Genomic DNA, 24,434 nt, shown 5'->3' with positions numbered 1-24,434 from the left:
GTATTAAAAAGCATCAGTATTAAAAAACATCAGTGGCCAATCGGGAAACTCGCTGTCTGCGAGCCGTTGCCTCATCAATCTTGGCAACCTGTTTTATCACAAACTCAATATGCTCACCCACGGCTTTGCGAGCTAATTCACTATCACGCGCGATAATCGCATTCATCATCGCCATGTGCTGCGTGTGTAAAGTTTCAAAGCCATAATGCTCGGTGTAAATCTTTCGCCGAGCTAATACCACGTTATGTCGCAGTAGGTGAAAAACATTTTTCATCATCTGCAACAATACCGCATTTTGGGAGGCTTCAGCAATCGCTAAATGAAAATTGGCATCGGCAATAGCGGCTTGTTCGGTATCGCCATGCGCCTGATTGTTTGCTAACTGCTCGTAGTAAAAGCGGATTTTTTCAATATCTTGTTTTGTAGCTCTTTGGGCAGCATACCAGGCTGTACCGCCTTCTAGTACAATTCTTGCTTCTTGCACATCTAGACGATACAGGGGATCGGCATCTAATAACGGGGTCAGGGTTTGTAATATCAGATTATCAGACAGCGCCACAAGGGGTTGGGTGTGTTTAATTTTTTGCACATCTTTGACAAACGTTCCCGACCCAATACGACTTTCGGTAATACCGACACTATTCATCTGCTGTATCGCTTCACGCAGTGCGGTACGAGATACACTTAGTCGCTCACACAAATGGCGCTCGGCAGGTAATCTATCGCCATTTTTTAGCCCTTCACGGTCTATTAGCGAAATTAATTGTTCAATAACCTGCGTTGCAACCTTCATACCTTACCTATCATTATCCGTGTGGAATCATCCAAGGCACGACATACGCTTGTAGCGTGATGAGCACGCCCATCATAATGGTAAAAATAATACTATGTTTGACGGTAAATCTGAACAAGTCCGACTCTTTACCCACCAAACCTGTAGCGGCACAGGCAATGGCAATGGATTGCGGGGAAATCATTTTACCAGTCACACCACCCGAGGTATTGGCTGCCACTAACAACACCTCAGGCACACCAATTTGCTGAGCAGTGGTGGCTTGAAGGGCGGCAAACAACGCATTGGCTGACGTGTCTGAGCCTGTCAAAAACACCCCTAACCAACCCAAAAATGGTGAAAAGAAGGTAAAAGCTTTGCCCGTGTGTGCCAATGCTAATGCTAATGTAGCAGACAACCCCGAATAATTGGCGATAAACGCAAACGCCAACACCATACCAATAGAGTAAATCGGGGTGCGTAGTTCTTTAACGGTCTCGCCAAACGTCGATAACGCTTCTTTAGGACGCATTTTTAGCATCACGATAGAGATAATCGCCGCGAGCACGATGGCAGTACCTGTTGCCGAGAACCAATCAAATTTATAAATGGCCGCATAGTCGGTAATCTTGGTGACGACTGGGGGCAATTTTTGTACTGCATTGTGCAAATACGGCACATTGATACTCATCACCATATCGACTAATGCGCCATCAGGGTGACCATCTTTGCCTTTAACAAACAAATCTTTAAACGGCTTAATGCTCCACAACGACACCATCGCGGTCAAAATCGCAAACGGCATCCAAGCTTTGATGATTTGAGCGGGCGAGTAATGGGTGTTTGGCGATGTTACTGATACGCTTGTGGTATCACCCATCTGATTTTTGCCATCGACTTGATTTTCAAAACGGAACACATGCTTGGGCTGCCACACTTTAAATAGCAACGTCAAACTAATTAACGAGGCAATAGCAGCGGTAATATCAGGCAACTCAGGTCCAATGTAGTTTGAGGTCAAAAACTGCGCAATGGCAAACGACCCACCACCGACCACAATCGCTGGGAAGGTTTCACGAACCCCGCGCCACCCATCCATAATCGCCATAATCCACACTAATACAATCGGCACAATAAAAGGTAACTGGCGTCCGACCATTTGGCTGATGGCATGGGTTTCTACCCCAGATACTTGTCCTGCCACGATGATTGGAATCCCCATCGCACCAAAAGCAACAGGGGCGGTATTGACGATGAGGCAAAGTCCAGCCGCATACAAAGGCTTAAACCCTAAGCCTACCAATAACGCCGCCGTGATAGCCACGGGTGCACCAAAGCCTGCTGCACCTTCCAAAAAAGTACCAAAGGCAAACCCCACCAATAACATCTGTAAGCGTTGGTCTTCGGTCAGCGATAAAATACTGGAGCGGATAATATCAAATTGCCCTGTTTTTACCGTGACTTTGTATAAAAACACCGCCCCGATAATAATCCAGGCGATGGGCCAAAGTCCGTAGAAGAATCCATAAATCGCGGATGATAGCGCTAATGTCACCGGCATTTGGTATAAGAATAGGGCAACAAGCAACGCCAAAACAACGGTAATAGTGCCTGCAACACTACCTTTTAAACGAAATACCGCTAAGGCTAGAAAAAAGAAGATAATTGGGATAAGGGCAATGGCACTTGAAAGCCAAATATTACCCATGGGATCGTAAATCTGTTGCCAATGTTGCATCATTTCCTCCGTGAAATAATTGGTATTACCAAAATAGTCGAGGTGTCTTTAATTAGTGAAATAATAAAGAATATTACACCCTAATTCAATTAAATTTCAAAAAAACAGCGATATTTATAAGGTTTTTTGTAAATTGGTAATACCAATTTTGATAGTAATATGACTTGTTGTGTGACCGGATACAAAAAAGCTTTGTGTTGGAGTCAGTAGAGATTCAAGGTTTTGCTGTCAGGCTGCGTGATGGAAGCTATGCAGTGTGTTGCTGTAAGGTTGACAGCATAAACCATGAGGGACATAGCGCAAGTAGCGTGCTTTATTTTTTCAAAAGACATTAACTCTAGTAACTTTTTGACTAAGGTAGGTTAATAGTAGGTAGAGCGCATTGGATGACTGAACTAAAATCAAGTCATAGTGATTTTATAAGAATATATTTTATAAAAATATATTAGTACATCCTATCTAGTTGTAATGATGAAAAAAAACTAGACGTATGAATAAAATTACTATACACCCCTAACATAAAAGATTAAAAGGAATTTAATCATGGCTTATAAGCAAATCTCCGATTAAACCAGTGGCTTTTTTATTCCCTGCGTATCATTATTTGGACCTGGCTGTGTCAAAGAAGTGGGCTCAAAAGCCAAAGACCTAGGTGCTAAAAAAGCGCTTATTGTAACTGACCAAGGGCTGAACAAAGCAGGTGTTCCAGACATTATCATTAAACATTTAAGCGAACAAGGTATTGATAGCTACGTATTTGCAGGCGCAGAGCCAAATCCAACTGACAAAAATGTCCACGATGGCGTCACAGCGTATCAGGATAACGGCTGTGATTTTATCATCTCATTGGGTGGTGGTTCGTCACATGACTGTGCAAAAGGGATTGGTCTAGTGACGGCAGGCGGTGGTCATATCCGTGACTATGAAGGTATTGATAAAAGTAAAGTGCCAATGACACCATTGATTGCTATCAATACCACGGCAGGCACGGCATCAGAGATGACACGTTTTTGTATTATCACCAATACCGATACCCACGTTAAAATGGCGATTGTAGATTGGCGTTGTACACCACTCATTGCTATTGATGACCCTCGATTGATGACTGCTAAACCTGCATCTTTAACTGCGGCAACAGGTATGGATGCGCTAACCCATGCGGTAGAGGCGTATGTATCGACTGCTGCAAATCCGATTACAGACGCTTGTGCTGAAAAAGCCATACGAATGATTCAACAATGGCTGCGTCAAGCAGTAGCAAATGGCGAAAATATTGAAGCGCGTGAGGCTATGAGCTACGCCCAATACTTAGCAGGCATGGCGTTTAATAATGCCTCGCTAGGTTATGTACATGCAATGGCGCACCAGTTAGGTGGATTCTACAATCTGCCACATGGTGTCTGTAATGCGATTTTGTTACCGCACGTCTGTGAGTTTAACCTGATTTCAACACCTGAGCGTTATGCAGATATTGCACAATTTATGGGCATCGACATCAAAGACATGACTCGAGCAGAAGCAGGTAAAGCAGGCATCAATGCAATTCGTGAGCTATCCCAAGCAGTAGGTATTCCTACAGGACTCACTGAACTTGGTGTCAAACAAGAAGACCTTGCCATCATGGCAACCAATGCCCAAAACGATGCTTGTATGCTCACCAACCCACGCAAGGCAAATCATGATCAGGTCGTAGCAATCTTTGCCGCTGCTATGTAAATGTAACATCAACCTAAGACATACTCACAGCAGTGAAAAAGGGGACTTTAATAGTCTCCTTTTACATTAAGCGCTGATACAAAGCGCATAAATTTTTGCGTAAATTGATTAAAATATAGTAGCATAAAGGGATGAAACAAAAACTCATCACTCGCTTATACCACTGCCAATACTTACGGTTAACCCAAGAAAGCTACACACTTAGCCACTATGCCAAGCATCATCTAACACAAAATCTGGTAGTAAAAAATCTAGTAGCACAAATCAGCGATAACCGCCTCTACAATCGAGCCACCGATGGTAGACGCATACTTGACCCTCTTAATGCGAAGCCCAGTCATACCATCGAACACAATCCTATCTTTGATAAAACCAGACCAGTTCAGCTATCAACAAGTCAATACAATCGCCAATAAAACCTCATGGCGCATTTAAACAATAAGTTTAATCAATAAGGATATTTATCATGTTAAAACAGTATAAGCCGACACTCGATAAATTAACGAAGATCGTCGGGAAGTCTCATGTACTCATCGATGAACAAGATACCCGTCATTATCGACAAGGTATACGTTTTGGTGAGGGAAAAGTGTTGGCTGTGGTATGTCCAGGTACTTTACTCGAACAATGGCAGGCACTACAAACAATTATTGAGGCAGATTGTGTGGTAATTATGCAAGCTGCCAATACAGGACTGACAGGCGGCTCTACACCTTATGGTGATGAATATGATCGTCCAGTCATCATTATGAGTACTCGGCGCCTACAAGGTATCCAAGTGATTTTAGATGGCAAACAAGTGGTGTGTTTACCAGGCGCAACTTTGGATAATCTTGAGCGTACTTTAAAACCTTATAATCGTGAACCGCATTCTGTGATTGGGTCATCATGTATTGGGGCTTCAGTTTTAGGTGGTGTGTAACAACTCAGGTGGCGCACTGGTACGTCGTGGACCTGCTTATACTGAAATGGCGTTGTATGCCCGTGTCAATGAATCGGGTGAATTACAATTGATTAATCATCTAGGTATTGATTTAGGCAACACGGCCGAAGAGATACTCACCAGACTGCAAAAACAAGACTATAAAACCAGTCAGATAACCACCCAAACCACTCAGCTGGCATCAGACAATCGTTATGCGCATGACGTTAAACAAGTCGATGCAGACAGTCCGGCTAGATTTAATGCCGATCCGACACGATTATATGAAGCATCGGGTTCAGCGGGTAAAGTCTGTGTGTTTGCGGTGCGACTCGATACCTTTGAAAAAGTTGAGAGTAAAGTTTTTTATATCGGCTCAAATGACCATGATGACTTAACGGCCATACGTCGTTATTTGCTGACATCACTACCAAGCTTGCCGATTGCTGGGGAATATATTCATCGTGATGCCTTTAGTATTGGTGCAAAGTATGGCAAAGATACTTTCTTGTTTATTGAACGTTTTGGCACGGTGAATATACCCAGAGCATTAGCCCTCAAAGATCGCATTGACGGGTGGCTAGAGAAAATCAAGATACGGGGTTTAACTGATCAAATTTTACAAGCCATCACTTTTTTCTTACCCAGTCATTTACCGCAGCGCATGCTAGCGTTTCATCAGCGTTTTGAGCATCATTTGATTCTACGAGTAGATGAGCAAAGCGCAGAACAGACACAGCAGTTTTTAAATGAGTATTTTGCCTGTACGGAGGAAGAAGGTCGCAAAGCTTTCTTACACCGTTTTGCGATTGCAGGCGCGGCGATACGATATCGTGATACCCACCGAGCAGAGGTTGAGGATATTGTGGCATTAGATATTGCGCTGCGACGTAACGATAGAGAATGGGTAGAAAAAATCCCCGCAGATCTAGAGCAACATATGTTGCATAAATTATATTATGGGCACTTTTTTTGTCATGTATTTCACCAAGATTATATTGTCAAAAAAGGCACTAATCCACTGGATATTGAGCATCAGATGTGGCAGCTGCTAGACGAGCGTAGAGCAGAATATCCCGCAGAGCACAATGTGGGTCATTTATATGTTGCTAAGCCAGCATTAGCCAATTTTTATCGAAAGCTAGATCCTACCAACAGCTTTAATGTGGGGATTGGTCACACTTCAAAGTTAAAATACTGGCGCAAATCTAACGTATGACGACATTTAACTAGGTAAGCATAATTAGGTAAGCATCCGACTATCAGGGCAATCGCACTATAAAATTTTACCCAACAGTAACTGCTCAAGATAAACTGTTCCAGATAAATTGTTTAAGATAAGCGTTATTTTGCGATGCCCCGATTTTACGGTGTTAAACAGACAGTTTAACATCGCCATGCTCATTTTTTGTTTACTGTCAGATAGTGCGTAATTTCTATACGCACTTAAACCAACCCGAGCGCTTCAATCAGTTGTTTATTTGGGCTGACTTGGTTCATGCTGTAAAAATGCATTGACGGCACGCCTTCGGCAATCAAACGCTCACATAGATTGATCATCACTTCAAACCCAAATTGACGGATGGCTTTTTTGTCATCGCCATAGTCGGCAAGCTGTTTACGGATAAAACGTGGAATATCTGCCCCACAGCCATCGGCAAACCGAATCAAGTTTGACGCATTGGTGATGGGCATAATGCCTGCGATAATCGGAAACTCATCTTGTGTCACCCCTTTTTTGGCAAGGGCATCTCGCAGATATAGATAGCTGTCAGCGTTGTAGAAAAACTGGGTAATCGCTTCAGTCGCGCCTGCGTGGTATTTATTCAGTAAGTTTTGGATATCGGCCTCAAAGCTTTTGGCTTGCGGGTGCATTTCTGGATAAGCAGCGACTTTGATACGAAAATAATCACCGCTATGCTCACGTATGTATTTAACCAAATCGACAGCAAACGGCAGCTCGCCAAGACCCACCATACCCGATGGCAAATCACCGCGCAGCGCCACCAAGCGATTAATGCCTAACGATTTATAATAATCCAATAACTCGCCAATTTTGGCTTTATCATCGCCAATACAGGATAAATGCGGGGTAATGGGCGTGTCACTTTTTTCACTCAGTGCCTTAACGATACCTAAGGTACGCTCACGGGTTGACCCACCTGCGCCATAGGTCACGCTAAAATATTGAGGTTTTAAAGCATTTAATTCATCAAAGGTTGCCAATAATTTGGTTTGACCGTCATCGGTCTTGGTGGGGAAAAACTCAAAAGAAAACGGCGTTGTCATGGTGGTCATGAAAGTATCCAAAATGCTAAAAAAATAGCACCATTATAACGGGTATAACAGTAAAAAAATTGAATTTTTTAGCATAAACATTGAGTTAAACTGCATAAAAAAGTCATGCTCGTTGGCATGACTTTGATTGAACCTTTAACAAATAGTATTTTTAGCTATTAGTATTTCTAGCTATCAGTATTTATAGCTATCAGGTTTGAAAGGACCTTCAACTGGTACACCGATATAATCGGCTTGTTGCTGCGTTAATTTAGTCAGTACCCCGTTAAAGCCTACGACCATCGCCGCTGCCACTTCTTCATCGAGTTTTTTTGGCAACACTTTGACGTATAGATTGTCCGCTTTTTTGTCCGCAGGCAAATCGGCAAATTTTTCTTTAAATAAATGCATTTGCGCCAATACTTGGTTAGCAAAAGAGCCATCCATAATACGTGATGGGTGACCTGTGGCATTGCCCAAATTGACCAAACGACCTTCAGACAATAAAAGCAAGTAATCGTTTTCATCTTCTGAGCGATAGACTTGGTGTACTTGAGGCTTCACTTCCACCCATTTCCAGTTGTCGCGCATGAACTGGGTATCAATCTCGGTATCAAAGTGACCAATATTACAAACCACTGCGGTGGCTTTTAAGGCTTTTAACATATCGCTATTACAGACATGGTAGTTACCAGTGGTAGTGACCACCAAGTCAGTATCTTGCATGAGGGTTTTGTTGACGCCTTTGGCAGGGTCACCTTCCACAAATGGCGAGACCAATTCATAGCCATCCATACAAGCTTGCATACCACAAATTGGATCGGCTTCCGTCACTCGTACTATCATACCTTCTTGACGTAGGCTTTGAGCAGAACCTTTACCCACATCGCCATAACCGACAACAAGCGCACGACGACCCGCTAAAAGCATATCGGTACCACGTTTAATGGCATCGTTTAGGCTATGACGACAGCCATATTTGTTGTCATTTTTTGATTTGGTCACTGCGTCATTGACATTAATGGCGGGTACTTTTAGCGTGCCTGCATTGAGCATTTCAATTAGACGATGTACCCCTGTTGTTGTCTCTTCTGAGATACCGTGGATGTTGTCGAGCATTTGCGGGTAGTCGTTATGAATTAGCGCCGTCAAGTCACCGCCATCATCTAAAATAATATTGGCATCCCACAGCTTGCCCGTGGCTTCACCACCTTCAAAAATCTGCTGACGAAGACACCATTGGTATTCTTCCTCAGTTTCGCCTTTCCAAGCAAACACAGGAATACCGGCTGCTGCGATGGCGGCAGCGGCATGGTCTTGGGTTGAAAAAATATTACAAGAAGTCCAGCGCACTTCTGCACCCAGCGCCACGAGCGTTTCAATGAGCACAGCCGTTTGGATGGTCATGTGGATACAGCCCACAATCTTGGCGCCTTTTAAAGGCTGCTCGGCTTGGTAGCGTTGGCGTAAGCCCATCAAAGCAGGCATTTCAGTTTCAGCCAGTTTGATTTCTTTGCGACCGTAGTCGGCAAGGCTAATATCGGCAACTTTGTAATCAGAAAAATTTGAATCAGTAGAATTGATAGACAGGGACACTGCGTCCACTCCTTAAAACCGGTAAAAAAAGTTAAAGTAAAAACGCAGATGCCGTTATTTATTTTGGATTTATTTTGGTTAAAACACAAAAAACGAGCCTAGCGCAGGCAAGCAAATATAAATTAAGCGAACCTTAAGCTGCAGCATCTCTCGATAGGCGTATTGTAAAAAAAATTAACATAAAAGTCATTCTCTTAATTGCAACATCAACTTAAGTCTTTTAAAAAAGCAACATTTTTGATAAAATATTACACTTCATCCAATGTAATTACATAAACATATAGAAAAGTTATACAAAATTAAAAGACATTGCTGAAAAATTACGTTTTAATATACCTAAGAGAAACGTAACAAAATATGTCAACTAATTTACTTTTTCTTTATATGTCATTCATCGCTTGAAAGTCTTTTAGATTTTTAAGAGAAATGGTAAATTTACTTTATCTTGTCCTTAGGAGATTTATATGAAATTTTTGAAACTAGCGGCTATTCCTGCTGCTTTAATCGCAACTTCTGCTTTTGCTGAAACTGTCGTTGTTGATCAACAAATTGTTGCACAGCCTGTTGCCGTATCTACTACCACCTACGATCCAAACTTAGGTGTAGTAAAAAACACAACAACTCAATTGGTTACTGGTACTAGAACGTTTTTTGATACCGTAACACATCCTGCTGCTATCAGTGCCGAAGTAGGTACTTTAGGTTATGGTGCCAATATTGGTTGGGCGCTAAACGATAAAACTGAGCTTGTAGCTGGTTGGGCTGGCGGTGATATTGGCGATTTAAAAGACACCATCGAAATTGAAGATGTTGAATATGACTTAGAAACAGATTCAAGCAACCCATATATTGGTGTGAATTTACGTCCAGCTGGAAATTGGTTTACTGTGGGTGTTGGTACGATTTTTGGTGACAACGAAATCACCTTGAAAAAACAAGCGACTGAAACCAAACCAGTTAACATCAATGGTAACACTTACTATGGTAACATTGAAGCGTCAGCTGAAAATAAAAACACTATGAACCCATACTTAACTATTGGTTTCCGTCCTAATATCACTAATAACTTTGGTGTATTTGGTGAAATCGGTGCAGCTTATACTGGTGGCTTAAAAGTGACTGATGCTAAAACACGAGTTCTAGATACCAACGGTGAAGAAATTGCAAAATTTGACAATAATCGTTTAAAATCTGATTTACAACAAGATTTGGATGATTCAAATTATTCAAAATGGTACCCAATCGCTAAAATCGGTGCAACTTACCGTTTCTAATTTGTTAGCGTAAGCTGTAGAAAAACGACACTTTTGGTGTCGTTTTTTTTCGCCGAATCATTGCCAAAAGTTTGCTTTATTGATACTATCCGCTATCAATTTTTGAGGCTGGATTTGTTGATGTATAACAAAGATTTAGCTTGCTTGGCGCAAGCAAGTGTGATGGATAGCATTCATTGTAGTGTCAATCTTATCAGTTCACCCATGTGGGATTGGTTGGTGTGGATTTTGATTTGTATTGGTGTGTTTTTTACCGTCATGACAGGGTTTGTTCAATTTCGTTTATTTGGACATAGTGTCAAGAATTTGCTGGCTAGTCGAAGCACCGAGCATCACGAGCATAGTGAGAGTATCTCATCGTTTCAAGCGTTTATGACAGGACTGGCGAGTCGTGTCGGTACAGGGAATATCGCAGGGGTTGCTATTGCCGTGAGTGTTGGCGGACCGGGTGCGGTATTTTGGATGTGGTTTATTGCCTTGATTGGGATGGCATCGGCATTCGCTGAGTCGTCATTGGCACAATTATTTAAAGTGCGAGATGCCAATGGGCATTTTCGCGGTGGACCTGCTTACTATATCCGTCAGGGTTTAGGGCAAGGTTGGCTAGGTGTGGCATTTGCAGTGAGTCTGATTTTGTGCTTTGGCTTGGTATATAATGCCATTCAAGCCAATACCATTGCCCAGGCCGTACAATCAGCGGTCGGTTGTACGGGCGATAATACCTGTGCTTTATGGGGGACTGGTAAACATATTGTGGCGATATTGTTGGTTATTATTTCTGCACCGATTATCTTTGGTGGGATAAAACGGGTTGCCACCATTTCAGAAATGCTAGTACCTGTGATGGCAGGGGTATATCTGCTGATGGCGTTGTATATTATTGTGACCAATATCACCATGATTCCACAGGTATTTAATTTAATTTTGACCGATGCTTTTACTTTTAATGCGGCAGCGGGTGGGGCATTAGGTGGTTTGGTATCGCAGTCGATGATGCTTGGGATTAAGCGGGGTTTGTACTCTAACGAAGCAGGTCAAGGCTCTGCCCCCAATGCCGCTGCTGCTGCGGATGTGCCTCATCCCGCCACACAAGGGCTTATTCAAAGTTTGGGCGTTTTTGTGGATACCATTATTGTCTGTTCTTGTACCGCGTTTATTATTTTATTATCAAAATTACCCACCGCTGATTTGACAGGGATTCAATTGACCCAAGCGGCATTAGAAAGTCATGTGGGTTCATGGGCGCAAATTTTCCTAGCGGTAGTGCTGTTCATGTTCGCTTTTTCGAGTATTATTGGCAACTACGCCTATGCCGAAACCAATGTGCAATATCTTAAGAATCATCCAATGATTTTAAATATCTTTCGTATTTTAGTGCTCGCCTTTGTGTATTTTGGTTCTGTGGCTGAAGTGCCTATGGTGTGGGATATGGGGGATTTGATGATGGCGATTATGGCGTACATTAATCTTGTTAGTATCGTTCTGTTGTCAAAATATGTGTTTATTTTGGCAAAAGATTATTCCGCTCAAATCAAATCAGGTGTTAAGCATCCTGTTTTTAACATCAATAAATACCCCGCCATGAAAGCCAAAATTACATCGGGAATTTGGGAAAAATAACGATTAGACAATAAAAAAAGCCGTTGGTTATCAATGGCTTTTTTATTGTTTGGCTGGGCATCATAAGCGAGACCGATACATAAAATAGTGCGTTTCTTTATAGGTTTTTAAAACAGGGTTTAAAACAGCCTTTAACACCCAATCAGATGATTGATTTTTCAAATACCTGCCGTAATTCAAAACTGGTATGTACTTGTGCGATACCTTCAATACGGTTTAGACGATGCAATAAAAATTCTTCATAATGCGCCATATCTTTGACCAAAGCTTTGATAAGATAATCTTCGCTGCGCCCTGTCACAATACTACAGCTGACCACTTCAGGAAATTCTCGTAGTTTTTTTTCAAAATTGCTAAAGCGTTCTGCCGTATGTTTATCCATGCTAATGGCAATATAGACTGACAGTTGATAACCTAATTTTCTAGGGTCGGTGGTGACACTATAACCCGTGATCACACCGGCATCCTCTAATTGCTTGACTCTGCGCGCACAGGGGGTAGGGCTTAAGTTTACGCTTTCTGCCAATTCAAGGTTACTCATGCGTGCATTTTCTCGTAATAGCGCTAAAATTTGTCTGTCTATTTTATCTAATGAAGTCATGGCAAACTCTCAAAATTAGTGATTTTAACTAAACAATATAATTATAGTAGCCATAAATATCAAATTCTGTGTTTTTTATAGCAAAATTTAGTTACTTCAACTACAAAAAAATGGATATAATTTCATCATAGAATTTTAAGTAAAATTAAATGTGGAGAATTAGCATGTCAATACAACCCAAAAACGCGGCTTTTAATCATAAAAAATACCAACCCTTTGCATTTGCACCAAAGATGACCCAGCGTACTTGGCCCGATAAAACCATCACCAAAGCACCCATATGGACGTCGGTGGATTTGCGAGATGGTAACCAAGCCTTGATTGAGCCGATGAGCATTGAACAAAAAATGCGCTTCTTTGATTTGTTGGTGCAAGTGGGTTTCAAAGAAATTGAGATTGGTTTTCCCTCAGCGGCGCAGGTCGAGTATGACTTTACCCGCAAATTAATCGAAGGCGGACACGTACCCGACGATGTGACCTTGCAAGTATTGGTGCAGGCACGCGAACATTTGATTCGCCGTACCTTTGAGTCGCTAAAAGGTGCCAAACGTGCCATCGTCCACGTGTATAACTCAACCTCAAAAGTGCAGCGCGAAAAAGTGTATCAAAAAGATTATGATGACATCATTGCGATTGCGGTTGAAGGTGCAACATTATTGCGTGATTTGGCGAAAGAATACCCTGAAACCGAATGGATTTTTGAATATTCCCCTGAAAGTTTCTCGCAAACCGAGGTCGATTTTTCGGTCAAAATCTGTGATGAGGTGTGTAAAGTTTGGCGCCCGGACTTAGGTCAAAAAGTAATCTTTAACTTGCCATCAACCGTAGAAAGCTCAACGCCCAATATCTATGCCGATCAGATTGAATATTTTTGCCAAAACTTACCCATGCGAGAGCATGTGATTGTGAGCCTTCACACCCACAATGACCGTGGCTGTGCTGTGGCTGCCAGTGAGTTGGGTTTGATGGCAGGGGCTGACCGTATCGAAGGCACGCTTTTTGGCAATGGCGAGCGCACAGGCAATATGGACATCATGGTCATGGCGATGAATATGTATAGCCAAGGCGTAGACCCACAGCTTGATTTTAGTAACATGAGCGAAATCGCCCAAGTGGTGAGTGAGTGCAATCAGTTACCGATTCATCCACGCCATCCTTATGTGGGCGAGTTGGTATTTACCGCTTTTAGTGGCTCGCACCAAGATGCCATCAAAAAATCGCTAGATTATAACGAGCAAAATGCCGAAGCTACCCAAGGCTTGTGGGATGTGGCATACTTGCCGATTGACCCTGCTCATATCGGACGCGGCTATCAAGATGTTGTACGTATCAATAGCCAGTCAGGGAAAGGTGGTGTTGCTTATATCTTGCAACGTGACTTTGGTTTTCATTTGCCGCGCTGGACGCAGATTGACTTTAGCCGTGTCATTCAGCAAGAAGCCGAAAGCCGTCAGACAGAATTGACATCAGATGATGTCATTAGCGTGTTTGAAGACACCTATTTGAACCAATCTACTTTGGCGTTGCAAGATTATGAAATCAAAAACACCGCTGGCTCAGTGAGCTTTTCAGGCTCTGTACGCATGGGAGATGACATCATAGACGTTGTTGGTAATGGCAATGGTCCGTTGTCTGCCTTTATCAATGCCATCTCTGCCAAATTGAACAAAAATATTCACGTTATCAACTATGCAGAGCATGCATTAACGGTTGAAAGTCAAAGCCCGCTCACCCAAAATAACAGTGATGCCAATGCCGTTGCTTACTTACAGTTGAATATTGAAGGTGAGATTTATTCAGGTATCGGCACTTGCTCAAGCACCGTATCAGCAATGTTAAAAGCCGCATTGTCTGCGTTGGCACAAGCGCAGATTGCCGATACTGAGCATCATTAATTAGCTTTTATAAAGCGCAAATTTATCAGTAGCTTTTATCCCCAAAAGAGCAATTGCCCTAGTTGCTCTTTTTTTATGGGCTAACATGTGAAATGCCTAGATTAATAGTAAACAGGGCTAATAGCAAAAGGGGTGCAATTCCAGACATACTATTTTATGGTATGATAGAGGTACTTTAAATTTTACCGTAATAATAGAGTTGTATGATGCATTGCGATATTTATAAATTTAGCAAAAAAGATGACCTGTATGTGTACATTGCTCGCCCAAATTATCCCAATGACACTGACGAGATTCGTGATTGGCTATCGGTGTTACCCAAGGATTTTCGCCAAGCGATTGGACGCGAAACCTTTGTGATGCATTTGGATTTGGCAAATACGCCAAAGCTTGCACGGGTCAGTAAAGCAGAAGTGTTAGAAAAATTACAAAGCCAAGGGTATTTTGTGCAAATGCCGCCTGAAGATGTGCTGTTACGCCAAGCAAAATTGAATATGGCAGAAGCGCAGCAGAGCAAGTGGCAATAGCAAAACTTTAACCAAATGATTTGAATCATGCTAAAATAAGCTATCTATTTTTGGCAAGGCAAAATTATGTTTGCATTTTTATCACTCGACCAAATCGGTAATGTGCTAGGCGAAATCATCATTTGGTGGGCGCAGCTGGTTCAAGGTGTGCCGCCAGACAAATTACCCTTATATGCTTATGTGGGATCTTCCATTGTCGTATTACTGCTTTGGATTTTAGTGGTACGGATTTTGCCAAAAACGCTTGCAGGCTTGAGTTGGATTATTCTATTTGCGATTTTGCTCACGCCCACCACTTCCCTTGGCACCCCGCCTGACATCGCACCAGCGAGTATTTCCGTGGTGTATGGGATTTTACTCAAAGATCCAGCAATTATCTTTAATGGGTTGCTACCAATTATGGTTGTCATTACAGTGGGCTGTATTTTGGGTTTTATTTGGCAAATTCTTCGAATGGGCATCGATAAAACCAACAAAAAACATGCGCTAAATAACGCCAATATCAGCCAGCCTAGCCGCTAAGCTATGATAGTGATAAGCCAGCAAGCTGTAACCGCTTAACTTTTTATAGCTTAATCTTTTACAGCTTAACCTTTTACTTATAGCTTAACTTTCCCTAAAACTTATGATAGTCTGAAACTCATTTTTGACGATTATCATAGGTTTTTTTATGTCTGACCATCAGCAAAATGCTGCCATCCAAAATAGCGTCACCCAAAGCAGTTTTGCAAGCACCGATAGTTATATCGCCACTGACAACCTAAAACTTGCCGTCAACGCTGCGATTCAATTGCAAAAACCGTTACTCATCAAAGGGGAACCTGGCACGGGTAAAACGCTACTGGCTGAAGAAGTGGCAAAAAGTTTAGATATGCCACTGTTAACTTGGCACATCAAATCAACCACCAAAGCTGAACAAGGCTTGTATGAGTACGATGCGGTATCACGCCTGCGGGATAGTCAATTGGGCGATGACCGCGTGTATGATATTGCTAACTACATCAAGGCAGGCAAGCTATGGCAAGCATTTACCAGTCCTGAGCGTGTGGTACTGCTCATTGATGAGATTGATAAAGCGGATATTGAGTTCCCCAACGACTTGCTACATGAGCTCGATAAAATGTCATTTTATGTGTATGAAACTGGCGAAACGATTACCGCCGATCATCGTCCTGTCGTTATTATCACGTCAAACAATGAAAAAGAACTGCCTGATGCCTTCTTGCGTCGTTGCTTTTTTCATTATATTGATTTTCCTGACCAAGCAACCATGCGCGAAATTGTGGATGTGCATTTCCCCAATCTACAGGCAGACTTGGTGGATGAAGCACTCAAGGTGTTCTACGGTCTACGAGAAGTCAAAGGCTTAAAAAAACCGCCATCCACTTCTGAATTGGTAGATTGGATTAGTTTGCTGATGGCCGATGATTTGCAAGCGGGCAGTCAAAATGCGATTGAGCGGTTGAAAAATCCAAGCGATAACTTACCACCCATGGCGGGTGCGTTGTTAAAGAATGAAAATGACTTGAGTTTACTTGAACGTATAGGCTTTATGCTGCGTCGTAGTCGATAGGGGATTGGTGTGTTTATCAATCTTTTTTATACCTTACGCACATATGGCGTGCCAGTTTCCACTCGTGAATTGCTAGACCTTTATGCTTTGCTAGAAACAGGCATTGTGTTTGCCGACCGTGAACAATTCTACGAGCTGATTCGCCTATGTATGGTCAAAGACGAAAAATACTTTGATAAATTTGACCGTGCCATGGCAGATTATTTTGAAGGTATTGATACACTCGATATCGACGAGCTGATGGCAAAATTGGGTAATATCCCCAAAGAATGGCTGGAACTTAAACTTGACCCCAACAATCTCACCGAAGCCCAGCGGCGCCTACTCAAAAAATATGGTTCGCTTGAAGCACTCATGAAAGCCCTAGAGGAACGGCTAAAAGAACAAAAAGAGCGACACCAAGGCGGTAACAAATGGGTTGGTACAGGCGGCTCATCGCCTTTTGGTGCGTATGGCGACCATCCTGAAGGTATCCGCGTGGGTGGTGAAAGCCGAAAACGCTCAGCGGTCAAGGTGTGGGAGCAGCGCAAATACCGCGATTTGGACACGGATAACCAGTTAGAAACCCGCTCCATGCATATGGCACTGCGAAAACTGCGTAAATTCGCCCGTGATGGGGCGGCTGATGAGCTTGATATTGGCTCAACCATCAAGAAAACCGCGCAAACGGGGATGCTCGATGTGCAGCTGCGTCCCGAACGCCGCAATCGTGTCAAAGTGCTCATGCTATTTGATATCGGTGGTAGCATGGACAGCTATATCGAAGCCTGTGAGCGCTTATTTGCCGCTGCCAAAAACGAGTTTAAGACGCTTGAATTTTTTTATTTTCATAACTGTGTGTATGAATATGTTTGGACAGAAAATGCCCGCCGTAACGCCAGTGCCGTGCCCACATTAGATGTGCTACACAAATACGGCAGTGATTATCGGGTGATTTTTGTCGGTGATGCGGCAATGTCGCCTTATGAGTTGCTATCTGTCGGCGGCAGCGTTGAGTATATGAGCCAAGATACGGGGCAGGCGTGGCTAAAACGTATCACTAACCACTTTGATAAAGTCGCATGGCTCAACCCTGAGACACCAAGCTACTGGCAATATACGCAAACCATCGGCTTAATCAAAGATATCATGCAAGGTCATATGTACCCGATGACCTTGCATGGTATTGAAGATATGACCAAGTATTTAGCGCGGTAGTATTGTTAAGGCAATTAAAAAAGCATGAAACAATTTCATGCTTTTTTTGTGCTGATAGGCTGCTAGTTTACCTAAATCTGCTAGTAACCTAGAAGCTGCTAGTTAGCTAAACATTAGTTTGGACCGGCCACACGCTCAATAACGACGTTGCCTGTACCCGTGCTTGCTAAGCCAATTTGTTTGGCGGCGGCATACGATAAATCTAAGACACGGTGGCTTGAGAATGGACCGCGGTCATTGACTTTTACCACAACGCTTTTGCCGTTTGATTTGTTGGTTACTTTGATATAACAGTTCATTGGCAATGAGCGATGGGCAGCCGTCAACGAATTGGAATCAAACGTATCGCCGCTAGCAGTTTTACGACCTTGAAATTGACGACCATACCAAGAGGCGACACCCGTCTGGCTAAAACGATTGACCGTATTAGATGCAACGGCAGAAAGACGCTCTAACACGTCTGCATCTTTGCTAGCTTGTGAAGTGTCTTGGCTGATAAGTTGGCTTTCTAAGGCAAGGTTGCGAGGTTGACGCGCGGATTTGACTAAGTCTGATGCATTGTTGTGCTGGCGGGTTAACTCATTAAGTACGTGATCTAAATTGCTCGTGGCTGCTTGGGTAGTTGAGCTAAGCGCCGTCACGCCACAAAAGCAAAGTAACGTCGCTACGTTAGCTAGATTAGATTGACGTTTTGACATAATGTCCTCTGAACAATCGCTCTTTACCATGAGCGCCTTATATTTGGGAGCGCATAAGCCTTGATATGTCATGCATACAAATCGCTTATAGGGCACCAAGAAAATTTATGAGATTTAACAATTAGTTTACAAATTTTACTTTGTTTCGGTATGTAATTGTTCAATCTTGATGACCCACAATAAGCAATTACGCGGTTAAAATCACGATTTATTTAGATAAACGGTATAAAAAAACAGATAAACGGTAAAATTATTAAGTTTTACCATCATAATTATTTAAAAATACTCATAAAAAAGATATCTTTTATGCTAACCATTTTACGTTTTTTACATTTAAAAATACCTATTTACATAAAGAATTTTTTATAAATAGCCTATTTACAAACGAAAAATTTTTGAAAATAGTATAAGAGTTATTTAACATTATGCGAGGCAATTGACATCACCAAACCAAATCCTGCCATCAAAGTAATTAACGCAGTACCGCCGTAGCTGATAAATGGTAGAGGAACGCCGACAACTGGCAAAATACCTGCCACCATGCCTGCATTCACAAACACATAGACAAAAAATGACATGGCAATCGCGCCAGAAAGTAATTTGCTATAGACAGCAGTATTGGAGTAAGCAATAAATAAGGCACGGCATAGAATACAAAAATACAGGAACATCAGTAAACTGACACCGATTAAGCCAAACTCCTCAGAAAAAGCCGCAATGATAAAATCGGTGTGACCTTCTGGTAAAAAGTGTAGATGAGATTGTGTGCCTTGCAAGTAGCCTTTACCTGTGAGTCCCCCTGAGCCAATCGCGGTTTTTGACTGCATGATATTCCAGCCAGCCCCCAAGGCATCGCTTTCAGGGTCTAGCAAAGTCAGGACGCGTCTGCGCTGGTAGTCGTGTAACAGGTATTCCCAAGCCACAAAAACAAAGGGAATAAACAGCGCCACCGCAGAGCCAATCATCCACCAAGGTAAACCCGATAAAAACAGCACAAATAAGCCACTAGACGCCACCAATAAAGAGGTACCCAAGTCGGGCTGCTCAGCAATTAGTAGCACTGGAATACCAATCGCCACTAGCGTGATAAGGACTGTCGATAAACTTGGTGGCAAGTCGCGTTTGGATAAAAACCAAGCAGTGAGCATCGGCATGCCCAGCTTCATAAACTCTGACGGCTGCACACTACCAAACCCAGGAATATCAATCCAGCGCTGCGCACCCAGTCGCACCTCGCCAATAATTTTGACCAATATCAGTAACGCCACGCCACCCACATAAAAAAACGGGGTAAAATCACGGTAAAGACTGGGCGGGATTTGTGCCATGACAATCATTACCACAAACGCGATGGTAAAACTAATGGTTTGACGGATGACCATTCCCATGTCTTGAGTAGAGGCACTATATAAAATGGCTAAACCAAATAAAGCTGTGACAAACAATAGCATCAATAACCAAGGGTCTAAATGCACGCGCTGCCAAAAGGAGGGTAGACTGTCATTACCAAAGTGATGAGCTTGCCTAGAAAAACGGTACTGTCCAATCTTATCTACCATACACACCAAACATCAAATTAACCCGGTGACAATAAGTCTGTAAAAAGACACAAAAATAGGCTCAATAGTTTATATGGCTTAATGTGATTTTGGTAGTCTTAATAATGTAATAGTTTATAACACTTGTTTCATAGAAATAAGTCACTATATTAAGTGAGCTATTAATTGACCTTAATTATGTAGTGAACATAACTATTAAGTAAGTAAAAATTAGGTTAAGTGAAAATAATTATCAGGTAGGCATGATTACCTAAGTATATCAAGCCTACTTTTTTGACAGTTGCTCATAAGTCCGTGGTGTTTTTCCATTTTGACGAAACGTGAATAGGCAGTCCATGACACATCAAAACAAGACCAAAAATAAACCAAGCATTATCGAAGACAACGCGCAAACAGCCCAATATACTAAGCCCGAGAGTGCCAAAACCAAGAATATCAACACTACAAAGACTCAGAATACCAAAACCAAGATTTTAACAGGCATTGTTGGCTCAGGGACGATAATGACATTGCTTATCGCCTGTAATCACCCCGTCACACCCGTCGATAATCGAAAACCTACCACGCCCATTGTTCATCAAACCCAGCCAAACCCTAAAAATACCACTGTCACACAGACTGACAATATGCGCGGTCTTATTCTCAACCGTCAAAACCCAACACGACCTACAACAGACTATCGCGCACTCAAAAATAGCACACGATACAATAGTAACGTCGTTTATACCAATGATGCAGATTTTAAAGATTGGTTAGCTAGCCACAGTTATCAGCAATCAGAAGTGTTGGCTTATCAAAATTATTTGCAAAGCCAATTAGGCACCATTCCGCCGATGGATCAGTTAATCACGAGTGCTAGAGATGCACGGCGCTGCGGTTTTGAGCCGTATGAAGTACCGCCTGCATCGCTATGGCAAAATATCGTACCCACCCTGCAAATGCTGCAGCAACTGCAAAAACAAGGTTATTTACCGTATTCGACAGTGATACGCTCCGTGTATCGCAATCCTGCATTGAATGATTGTGCGGGCGGTGCAGGCGAGAGTAAGCACATGACCAATGGCGCAATTGATATTTGGATACCTGAAAACGAAGCCAATAAATGGGCGATAGAAAGCACCTTTGATGTGCTTTGCCAGTTTTGGCAGTCCAACGGGCAAGCTTATAGTTTTGGACTTGGCTTGTATCCGACAGGCTCGGTGCATCTTGATACGCAAGGCTTTCGAAAATGGGGCGCAAGCCATAGCTCAAGCTCATCACCCTGCCGTTTTTAACCCTAACGCAACTGTTAACCCGTTAACCTTTAACATGGGCTATTTAGCGGTTGTTGTTGTGTTTGGCGTGGCGTTACCAACCGTCACAATCAAAAACTTGTTAGGGTCAATGAGGTCTTTATAGCTTTGATTGACAGCGTTAAGGTCGGCGCGTTGTACGCGCGTCACGTACTCGGTCAAGTAACTATCTGGCAGCTGATAAAACCCCATCATACCAATCGTGGCATTCATGGCGGCATTGCTAGCAAAGCTAGTGGGGAAACTGTTGATTAAACTGTCTTTGGTTAAAGCCAATTCGTTTGGCGTTACCCCTTTTTCTAGGGTGTTTTTGATGACTTGCTTGGTCGCCTCAATTGCTTCTTGCGACTTTTGGTTACGGGTAGAAAAGCTAATGGTATAGCTACCTTGGGCAAGCATCGGCGTGGTGCTGCTATAAATGCCATAGGTGAGCCCGCGTTTTTTACGGATTTCTTCCATCAATCTGGCTTGAAAATTGCCGCCCCCGACGATTTCATCGGCAATGGCAAAGTTGGTTTGATGCTGCAAGCCTAAGCTATCCGTCACGCGTTTTTGACCCAATTGCCCCATCAAGACGGTGGTCTGGGTGCTGTCAAATGGGATATGAATCGTTTTAGCGGCGCTCAAAGGTTTGGCATCGGCAAGCTTTGGGGCAGCTGTGCCAACAGGCATTTGAGCGGTTAGCTGATTGGCAAGCGCCCGCGCGCGCTCAAGACTGATATCGCCTGTAATGGCAATATTTGCGTTGTTCGCCACCAAAAACTGCTGGCTAAAAGCTTTAAGATCGGTGGCATTAATTTTGGCAATGCTGTCTTCTGTGCCTTGGGTGGGGTGGGCGTAGGGATGATTGCCATAAAGCGCGTTAGCAAAGGCTTTGGTTGCGATGCTATTTGGATCTTCTTTGGCTTGTTGCAGACTGATTAGATACTGGGCTTTGGTACGTTCAAAATTTTTGTTTGGAAACGTAGGCTGGGTCATCATATCGCTCATTAAACCAAGCGCAGGGGATAAATGCGCTTCATCGGATAGACTGCGCAAACTCACAATAAACATATCTTTATAAGCCCGGGCAGATAAATCAATCCCAAGCTGCTCACTGGTCTCGGCAATCTCATCTTCGCTTTTATGGCGTGTGCCCTGATCCAGCATACTCGCGGTCAGACTGGCAATCCCAAAACCGCCTTTTTTAATGGCTTCATCACGAGCTGAGCCCGCATTAAAATACACACTGACATCCACAATCGGTAAATGATGGGTTTGTACCAAAGCCACTGGGGTACCCGAATCCGTCGTAAAGTGGATGATATGCGGTAATGTCACTTTTAACGGCGCCGTGGTTTTTAGACTGGTTAACTTGTCTAAAGCGGCAATGGGTGCAGTAGGGTCAACATTGCCACTACTGTGAGCATCGCTATGGGTGGCAGGTTCTGCATAGCCCGCTTGCGTGGCAATGGTGGTCATTAGTAATAAGATTTTAGCTAAGCGTGGTTTCATTTTTTTTCTCAACATTCTAAGGATGGTCTGACAGCAATGTGGGCAAATTAAGTCAGGATAAGTTAAGTTACTGGTTTTATAGTTATTTATTGGGTTTATTTTCTTTTACCACATTGAGCACGGTTAGATTGTCGTTAACCAAATATTTGCTAGCGGCAGCGTGTAAGTCACTTTCTGTGATGGTATCTAAGGTTTTGGGTAGGTTAAACACCATCCGATCATCAAGCCCAATGCTGTTTAGACTGCCAATCATCTGCGCTTGTCCGCTGATACTATCTTGGCTATAAATTAAGCTGGTCATGGTGTTGGTTTTGGCACGGGTCAGTTCACTTTGTGCAATCGGTTGGGTTTTAAGCGCGTCAATCTCATCCATGATTGCTTGTTTGGCTTGGGCAAGCGTCACGCCATCTCGTGGGGTGGCTTGGATTAAAAATAGCCCATCGCCCCGACTAAAGGCACTGTAACCACTGCCGACTGAGGCTAGTAGCTGTTTTTCCCGTACTAGGCGTTTTTCTAGGCGTGCAGATAGACCGCCATCGAGCACATCGGCTAGTAGTGATAGACTATAGGCGGTTTTGGGGTCTTTTGCTGTGGTAAGCGTAGGCACGTTAAACGCCATCATCACCATTGGCACTTGCACGGGTAGTTGCATGGTTTTTTCTTGATAACCACGAAAGCCTGGCTGTATCACACTGGGGCGCGTTGGCAGGGTTTGCGGTTTTTTATCGGCAAAGTATTTTTTGACTTCATTGATAGCCTCTGTCGGATTGACATCGCCCACGATCACCAAGGTCGCATTATTGGGTGCATACCATGTTTTATACCAATCGGTTAGGTCTTTTAATCCAATGGATTCGATTTCTGCCATGGGACCAATGACCGATTCCCCTTTGGGGCTATTGGGATACGCCATTTTGCTAAACTGCTCATAGGCGCGGGCGTTTGGGTTATCATCGGTCCGCTGGCGGCGCTCTTCCATCACCACTTGGCGCTCAGCGGTAAAGTCGCTGTCCTTTAGCTCTAAATGGCTCATCCGATCGGCTTCAAGCTCTAGGGCGAGCGCTAAACGATTGGCAGGGAAAATTTCATAATATGCGGTGTAGTCATAGCTGGTAAAGGCATTATTGCTACCGCCAAATTTGGCGATGAGGCGTTCAAAATCTGCTGAAGACACGTTTTTTGTTCCCTTAAACATCATATGCTCAAGCAAATGTGACATACCGCCTAAGTTAGTGGGTTCATCCGCGGCACCCACGCGATACCATACTTGGCTTATCACCACAGGGGAGCGGTGATCTTCTTTAATAATCACCTTTAAGCCATTAGCCAGCGTATATTCATGGCGCGTTGCTGCCCTATCGCTGTCAACATCTGTGGGGCTTGGTGTTTGCTGGGTGGTGTCAGTTACCGCGTTAGCAGTTGGGTGGGCGTTAATAGGCGTATTGGCTACAGTCGAGGTAGTTTTGGTCGGCATGGTTTTGGCTGCGATGGTCTGCGCAGTGCTGCAACCTAATACACTGAGCGCATAGGTCAGGGTGGCAGCGAGGATGGTAAGGTTAAAAAATGTAGGCTTTGACACAGGGTTTCGGTTTAACATAGTTTCTCTTTAATTTTTTAATCTGGTTTTTCTGATTGTGGTGCAATGGGGTTTGCGGGCATTATAAAAGATAAACCATGATAACG

Annotated in this window: 19 protein-coding genes and 1 pseudogene; 11 read left to right on the top strand and 9 right to left on the bottom strand. The window is 43.1% G+C overall.

Going from position 1 to position 24,434, the window contains the following annotated elements:
* Positions 1–19 precede the first annotated feature (19 nt).
* Positions 20–793: an FCD domain-containing protein gene (locus ACAM37_RS06215; RefSeq protein ID WP_369625759.1), complete on the bottom strand. Its 774-nt coding sequence runs from the start codon at positions 791–793 to the stop codon at positions 20–22.
* Positions 794–806: 13 nt separating this feature from the next.
* Positions 807–2,480 (bottom strand): L-lactate permease, encoded by a 1,674-nt coding sequence (lldP, locus tag ACAM37_RS06210; RefSeq protein WP_472826339.1) that lies wholly within the window; start codon positions 2,478–2,480, stop codon positions 807–809.
* Between the two features lie 615 nt (positions 2,481–3,095).
* Here lldP and mdh point away from each other — a divergent pair.
* The 3 genes and pseudogenes from mdh to dld all read left to right on the top strand — a co-directional run bounded on the left by mdh (position 3,096) and on the right by dld (position 6,367).
* Positions 3,096–4,226 (top strand): iron-dependent methanol dehydrogenase, encoded by a 1,131-nt coding sequence (gene mdh, locus ACAM37_RS06205; protein ID WP_369626842.1) that lies wholly within the window; start codon positions 3,096–3,098, stop codon positions 4,224–4,226.
* Between the two features lie 131 nt (positions 4,227–4,357).
* Positions 4,358–4,642, top strand: a complete 285-nt coding sequence (locus tag ACAM37_RS06200) for a hypothetical protein (protein ID WP_369625757.1) — start codon at positions 4,358–4,360, stop codon at positions 4,640–4,642.
* A gap of 50 nt (positions 4,643–4,692) precedes the next feature.
* Positions 4,693–6,367, top strand: a pseudogene (gene dld / locus ACAM37_RS06195) (D-lactate dehydrogenase).
* Positions 6,368–6,594: 227 nt separating this feature from the next.
* Here dld and metF read toward each other — a convergent pair.
* Positions 6,595–7,437 carry a methylenetetrahydrofolate reductase [NAD(P)H] gene (metF, locus tag ACAM37_RS06190; RefSeq protein ID WP_369626841.1) on the bottom strand — a complete coding sequence of 281 codons (843 nt, stop codon included), beginning with the start codon at positions 7,435–7,437 and terminating at the stop codon, positions 6,595–6,597.
* A 183-nt stretch (positions 7,438–7,620) separates the two neighbouring features.
* Positions 7,621–9,009, bottom strand: a complete 1,389-nt coding sequence (gene ahcY / locus ACAM37_RS06185) for an adenosylhomocysteinase (RefSeq protein ID WP_369626840.1) — start codon at positions 9,007–9,009, stop codon at positions 7,621–7,623.
* Positions 9,010–9,485: 476 nt separating this feature from the next.
* Between ahcY and ACAM37_RS06180 the strand changes: the two genes are divergently transcribed.
* Positions 9,486–10,295: a hypothetical protein gene (locus ACAM37_RS06180; protein WP_369625756.1), complete on the top strand. Its 810-nt coding sequence runs from the start codon at positions 9,486–9,488 to the stop codon at positions 10,293–10,295.
* Between the two features lie 162 nt (positions 10,296–10,457).
* Positions 10,458–11,915: an alanine/glycine:cation symporter family protein gene (locus tag ACAM37_RS06175; protein ID WP_369626839.1), complete on the top strand. Its 1,458-nt coding sequence runs from the start codon at positions 10,458–10,460 to the stop codon at positions 11,913–11,915.
* A 142-nt stretch (positions 11,916–12,057) separates the two neighbouring features.
* On the opposite strand, the gene ACAM37_RS06170 is transcribed toward ACAM37_RS06175, so the two are convergent.
* The gene (locus ACAM37_RS06170; RefSeq protein ID WP_159676132.1) at positions 12,058–12,516 is read right to left on the bottom strand and encodes an Lrp/AsnC family transcriptional regulator; all 459 of its coding nucleotides are present in this window, start codon (positions 12,514–12,516) and stop codon (positions 12,058–12,060) included.
* 164 nt (positions 12,517–12,680) lie between these two features.
* Here ACAM37_RS06170 and leuA point away from each other — a divergent pair, with 164 nt between their 5' ends.
* From leuA to ACAM37_RS06145, 5 genes are all read left to right on the top strand, one after another.
* On the top strand, positions 12,681–14,411 hold the full coding sequence (gene leuA, locus ACAM37_RS06165) for a 2-isopropylmalate synthase (protein WP_050324243.1): 1,731 nt from the start codon (positions 12,681–12,683) through the stop codon (positions 14,409–14,411).
* A gap of 206 nt (positions 14,412–14,617) precedes the next feature.
* Entirely contained in the window at positions 14,618–14,938 is a 321-nt protein-coding gene (locus tag ACAM37_RS06160) for a YcgL domain-containing protein (RefSeq protein ID WP_369626838.1), read from the top strand.
* A gap of 66 nt (positions 14,939–15,004) precedes the next feature.
* On the top strand, positions 15,005–15,460 hold the full coding sequence (locus tag ACAM37_RS06155; RefSeq protein ID WP_007116910.1) for a hypothetical protein: 456 nt from the start codon (positions 15,005–15,007) through the stop codon (positions 15,458–15,460).
* Positions 15,461–15,608: 148 nt separating this feature from the next.
* The gene (locus ACAM37_RS06150; RefSeq protein WP_369625755.1) at positions 15,609–16,511 is read left to right on the top strand and encodes an AAA family ATPase; all 903 of its coding nucleotides are present in this window, start codon (positions 15,609–15,611) and stop codon (positions 16,509–16,511) included.
* A gap of 9 nt (positions 16,512–16,520) precedes the next feature.
* Positions 16,521–17,708, top strand: a complete 1,188-nt coding sequence (locus ACAM37_RS06145; protein ID WP_369625754.1) for a vWA domain-containing protein — start codon at positions 16,521–16,523, stop codon at positions 17,706–17,708.
* A gap of 113 nt (positions 17,709–17,821) precedes the next feature.
* Here the strand turns inward: ACAM37_RS06145 and ACAM37_RS12220 are convergent, their stop codons facing one another.
* Positions 17,822–18,406 (bottom strand): septal ring lytic transglycosylase RlpA family protein, encoded by a 585-nt coding sequence (locus ACAM37_RS12220; RefSeq protein WP_099833790.1) that lies wholly within the window; start codon positions 18,404–18,406, stop codon positions 17,822–17,824.
* A gap of 413 nt (positions 18,407–18,819) precedes the next feature.
* Complete coding sequence (gene rodA, locus ACAM37_RS06135; RefSeq protein WP_159676136.1) at positions 18,820–19,965, bottom strand: rod shape-determining protein RodA; 1,146 nt, start codon at positions 19,963–19,965, stop codon at positions 18,820–18,822.
* A 335-nt stretch (positions 19,966–20,300) separates the two neighbouring features.
* On the opposite strand from rodA, the gene ACAM37_RS06130 reads away from it, so the two are divergent.
* Positions 20,301–21,239, top strand: a complete 939-nt coding sequence (locus tag ACAM37_RS06130; RefSeq protein ID WP_369625753.1) for a D-Ala-D-Ala carboxypeptidase family metallohydrolase — start codon at positions 20,301–20,303, stop codon at positions 21,237–21,239.
* 39 nt (positions 21,240–21,278) lie between these two features.
* Here the strand turns inward: ACAM37_RS06130 and ACAM37_RS06125 are convergent, their stop codons facing one another.
* Positions 21,279–22,751 (bottom strand): M16 family metallopeptidase, encoded by a 1,473-nt coding sequence (locus ACAM37_RS06125; protein ID WP_369625752.1) that lies wholly within the window; start codon positions 22,749–22,751, stop codon positions 21,279–21,281.
* 82 nt (positions 22,752–22,833) lie between these two features.
* Positions 22,834–24,348: a M16 family metallopeptidase gene (locus ACAM37_RS06120; protein WP_369625751.1), complete on the bottom strand. Its 1,515-nt coding sequence runs from the start codon at positions 24,346–24,348 to the stop codon at positions 22,834–22,836.
* Positions 24,349–24,434 lie beyond the last annotated feature (86 nt).

This window comes from Moraxella sp. K23 (genome assembly GCF_041154765.1).
Classification (GTDB): domain Bacteria; phylum Pseudomonadota; class Gammaproteobacteria; order Pseudomonadales; family Moraxellaceae; genus Faucicola; species Faucicola tetraodonis.
The sequence above is the reverse complement of the archived record's forward strand: the minus strand, read 5'-3'. Positions and strand labels throughout refer to the sequence as shown.

Excerpts from the sequence above, each read along its gene's own strand:
- lldP (WP_472826339.1), bottom strand. The coding sequence starts at position 2,480 with ATGGGTAATATTTGGCTTTCAAGTGCCATTGCCCTTATCCCAATTATC.
- ACAM37_RS12220 (WP_099833790.1), bottom strand. The coding sequence starts at position 18,406 with ATGTCAAAACGTCAATCTAATCTAGCTAACGTAGCGACGTTACTTTGC.
- metF (WP_369626841.1), bottom strand. The coding sequence starts at position 7,437 with ATGACAACGCCGTTTTCTTTTGAGTTTTTCCCCACCAAGACCGATGAC.
- ACAM37_RS06160 (WP_369626838.1), top strand. The coding sequence starts at position 14,618 with ATGCATTGCGATATTTATAAATTTAGCAAAAAAGATGACCTGTATGTG.
- ACAM37_RS06175 (WP_369626839.1), top strand. The coding sequence starts at position 10,458 with ATGGATAGCATTCATTGTAGTGTCAATCTTATCAGTTCACCCATGTGG.
- ACAM37_RS06200 (WP_369625757.1), top strand. The coding sequence starts at position 4,358 with ATGAAACAAAAACTCATCACTCGCTTATACCACTGCCAATACTTACGG.
- ACAM37_RS06170 (WP_159676132.1), bottom strand. The coding sequence starts at position 12,516 with ATGACTTCATTAGATAAAATAGACAGACAAATTTTAGCGCTATTACGA.
- ACAM37_RS06125 (WP_369625752.1), bottom strand. The coding sequence starts at position 22,751 with ATGAAACCACGCTTAGCTAAAATCTTATTACTAATGACCACCATTGCC.
- ACAM37_RS06150 (WP_369625755.1), top strand. The coding sequence starts at position 15,609 with ATGTCTGACCATCAGCAAAATGCTGCCATCCAAAATAGCGTCACCCAA.
- ACAM37_RS06120 (WP_369625751.1), bottom strand. The coding sequence starts at position 24,348 with ATGTTAAACCGAAACCCTGTGTCAAAGCCTACATTTTTTAACCTTACC.
- ACAM37_RS06130 (WP_369625753.1), top strand. The coding sequence starts at position 20,301 with ATGACACATCAAAACAAGACCAAAAATAAACCAAGCATTATCGAAGAC.
- ACAM37_RS06155 (WP_007116910.1), top strand. The coding sequence starts at position 15,005 with ATGTTTGCATTTTTATCACTCGACCAAATCGGTAATGTGCTAGGCGAA.
- ACAM37_RS06215 (WP_369625759.1), bottom strand. The coding sequence starts at position 793 with ATGAAGGTTGCAACGCAGGTTATTGAACAATTAATTTCGCTAATAGAC.
- ACAM37_RS06180 (WP_369625756.1), top strand. The coding sequence starts at position 9,486 with ATGAAATTTTTGAAACTAGCGGCTATTCCTGCTGCTTTAATCGCAACT.
- leuA (WP_050324243.1), top strand. The coding sequence starts at position 12,681 with ATGTCAATACAACCCAAAAACGCGGCTTTTAATCATAAAAAATACCAA.
- rodA (WP_159676136.1), bottom strand. The coding sequence starts at position 19,965 with ATGGTAGATAAGATTGGACAGTACCGTTTTTCTAGGCAAGCTCATCAC.